We start from the raw sequence: 2768 nt of genomic DNA, 5'->3' as shown, positions 1-2768 counted from the left end.
CCTTACGGTTTAGTCCAGTCAATGCCCGCACTGAGGCGGTCTTCTTTTAGCACCCGATTCAGATCTAACATTGTCCCATCTCAAACACCCTATTAACTTTACTTTACCTTATAAAGCGACAAGTCTATTGTTAAAATTTATGCTACTTTATCAAAATCAGCTAACATTTTATATCATGTCTGTTTGAATAACTACAATAAAAAATTTAGGGAGTAGGGAGTAGGGAACAAGGGGAAATTTGTTTGCTCCGTATTCTGACCGAAAAAATATTCGCAAGCATTCAGAAGTCAGCTAGCTTCATAAGGTCGGAACTGCGGACTTCAGCTATCAGCTATGAGTTATTAAGTCATTATCTTGGAAGAAGGAATTAGTATTCAAGAAGTTACATAAGAATGAAATAGTCCTTTCAGTTAACCTTGGTAATTGTTTGATTCTTTCTTTCAAAAGCTGATAGCTGAATGCTTACAAATATTCTTGCACTGAATAATTATTGATTCTGACTGCTGAAGTATTAATACCATTAATTACTTTCTCTATAACCAAATTTTTACTCATAAATATAGGGTAAGTATACTGCAAAATACCAACAGTAATTTACACACTTATTGCCATTGCTAACCAAAATATTTTCACTACAACTTGTGTTTTATCTAATACTCATCCTCCTAATATAGTTTTGACTAAAGACCAACAGCAATTCCTACAGTTATTACCATTGCTAACCAAAATATTTTCACCACAATTTGTGTTAGCTCTCATATCAAAACTCTTAATAGCAGTGCGATTAAATATTTAATAACTCAACAGTGAATATTAATAACTGAATAATTATTGATTCTGATTACTGAAATATTTCTACCATTAATTACTTTCTGTATTAGCCAAATTTTCACTAATCAATTTGCAGTCAAGATACTGCAAAATACCAACAGCAATTCCTACAGTTATTACCATTGATAACCAAAATATTTTTATCACAATTTCTGCTCTATCTAATACCAATCCTCCTAATAGCGGTCCGATTAAATATCCTATTGCCCAACACTGAGCATTAATTGCCAAATAAATACCACGCAAAGATTCTGGTGCTAAATCTGCTACTAAAGCTGAGGCAGAAGGAGTATAAGAAATAATTGCAATAGCAAATAAACTTAAAGCTAAAGTAGTCAATAAAATATTACCTATTTCTATTATTCCAGCAATACCGATGACGAGAAATCCTAACCCCCATAATATTGCTGAAATTATTAATGCTTGAGGATGGCTAAAATTTCGTAATTTTCTCGCAACTGGTAATTGAAATATAACAGTCAAAGCAGTGTGTACTGTAAATATATAACTGATAATTAGTGGTGAAAAATTGCCGGAAACAAAATTGTTTAAATATAAAGGTATTGTGCTGTGTATTTGAGAAATGTAGAAAGTAAAAAAAACATTCACCATCACAAAAATAATTAGATTCCGATCGCTAAGAGCTAATAGCCAGCCATTAGTATTTTTTTTCCTCTCTGTTTAAATTTTTAGCTTTAATTTAACTGGTTTATAAGTTTCTTTAACCGCTAAATATATAACTCCTGCAAAAATAAAAAATGAAATAGAATCAACTATAAATAATGCTCTATAAGCACCTGTAGAATTCACAACTATTCCACCAGAAATAATTCCCAACTGCAAACCCAAATTATCTGCTAATCTCGTAACAGCATAAGCCTCTTTGCGTTCCGTTGCTACTGCTAAATCTGCCACAATTGCCTCCATTGCCGGCCAATATAACCCTGTACCTAATCCTAATAATAAGTTACCGATCGCTACAATATAAAAATTATTAGCTATTGCCATTACTATTGAAGCTAGTGCCGAAATAATTAATGATAATAATAGAGTTATCCGACGACCAAAAAATTGAGAGTCACTGAAAGAACCTCCAAAAAAACGAGCAATTATGCCAGAAATTTGAGCGCTGCTTAAGGCAATACCAACTGAAGTTGTAGATAAGCCAACTTGATTTACAAAAAAGATTGGTGCATAAAATAATGTAAAACCTGTACCAGTTTGAGATAATAATCTACCCATTGCCAGAATTAAAATTTGTCGGTCTAAGTTGGGAAATAATTGGGATAGATGCAATTTTGGCAATGACATGAAAATTATCCGATTTTTTAGAATAATAAGATACAGTTTAATCTTAATCTCTTTTCTGTATTATCAAAAGCTCTAAAAAATTAAGCATTCAGCATTCAGCTATTGATCAGAGGAGGAGGTAAAAGCAATTGAAAAATTGAGAGAGAATTAAAGGTTAGTGGCAAGGTACGCTCCTTCAACTTTATACCATTTCTCTGTAACAATGCGCTTAATAATTGTTGCTCGGGCCTTATTACACTCACTATTCCCATCTTTAATATGAAGTACAACTTTATGGAGAAATGGTATTAGAAGGAATTATTCATTATTTGCACTCAGTTCTGACTGCTAAGAGCTAAATGATTACCTAAAAATTAATATCTAATTAAGTCAAAACTTTTGTAAGTTCAATGATGTTTCGGCAGTTGTTAATATGTAATTTTGTAGTAAGCATTCAACCGTCAACTATTACTTTGAGTTTTAGATAAAAGCTTTACTAATTGAGTCAGAATTTATACTTACTATAAAAGCTGGCTGAAACAGTCTATATTCATTAAAACCCCCTCATGAGAGCTGACAGCTCACAGCTAATAGCTGTTTGCGCAGCATTCCGCAGGAAATGCTTACATTTTGTAATAACTTTAAAA

The 2768-nt window shown here is 32.3% G+C and carries 2 protein-coding genes; both read right to left on the bottom strand.

Features of this window, described 5'->3' with window-relative positions:
* Positions 1-861: 861 nt before the first annotated feature.
* Positions 862-1443: an MFS transporter gene (locus tag F6K13_RS35445; RefSeq protein ID WP_339379433.1), complete on the bottom strand. Its 582-nt coding sequence runs from the start codon at positions 1441-1443 to the stop codon at positions 862-864.
* 69 nt (positions 1444-1512) lie between these two features.
* Positions 1513-2142, bottom strand: a complete 630-nt coding sequence (locus F6K13_RS35440; protein WP_353735723.1) for an MFS transporter — start codon at positions 2140-2142, stop codon at positions 1513-1515.
* Between the last annotated feature and the right edge of the window lie 626 nt (positions 2143-2768).

The organism is Okeania sp. SIO2B9, from assembly GCF_010672505.1.
GTDB classification, from domain to species: domain Bacteria; phylum Cyanobacteriota; class Cyanobacteriia; order Cyanobacteriales; family Microcoleaceae; genus Okeania; species Okeania hirsuta.
Note: the sequence above shows the minus strand (reverse complement) of the source record. Positions and strands in the feature narration are given on the sequence as shown.

Excerpts from the sequence above, each read along its gene's own strand:
- F6K13_RS35445 (WP_339379433.1), bottom strand. The coding sequence starts at position 1,443 with ATGGTGAATGTTTTTTTTACTTTCTACATTTCTCAAATACACAGCACA.
- F6K13_RS35440 (WP_353735723.1), bottom strand. The coding sequence starts at position 2,142 with ATGTCATTGCCAAAATTGCATCTATCCCAATTATTTCCCAACTTAGAC.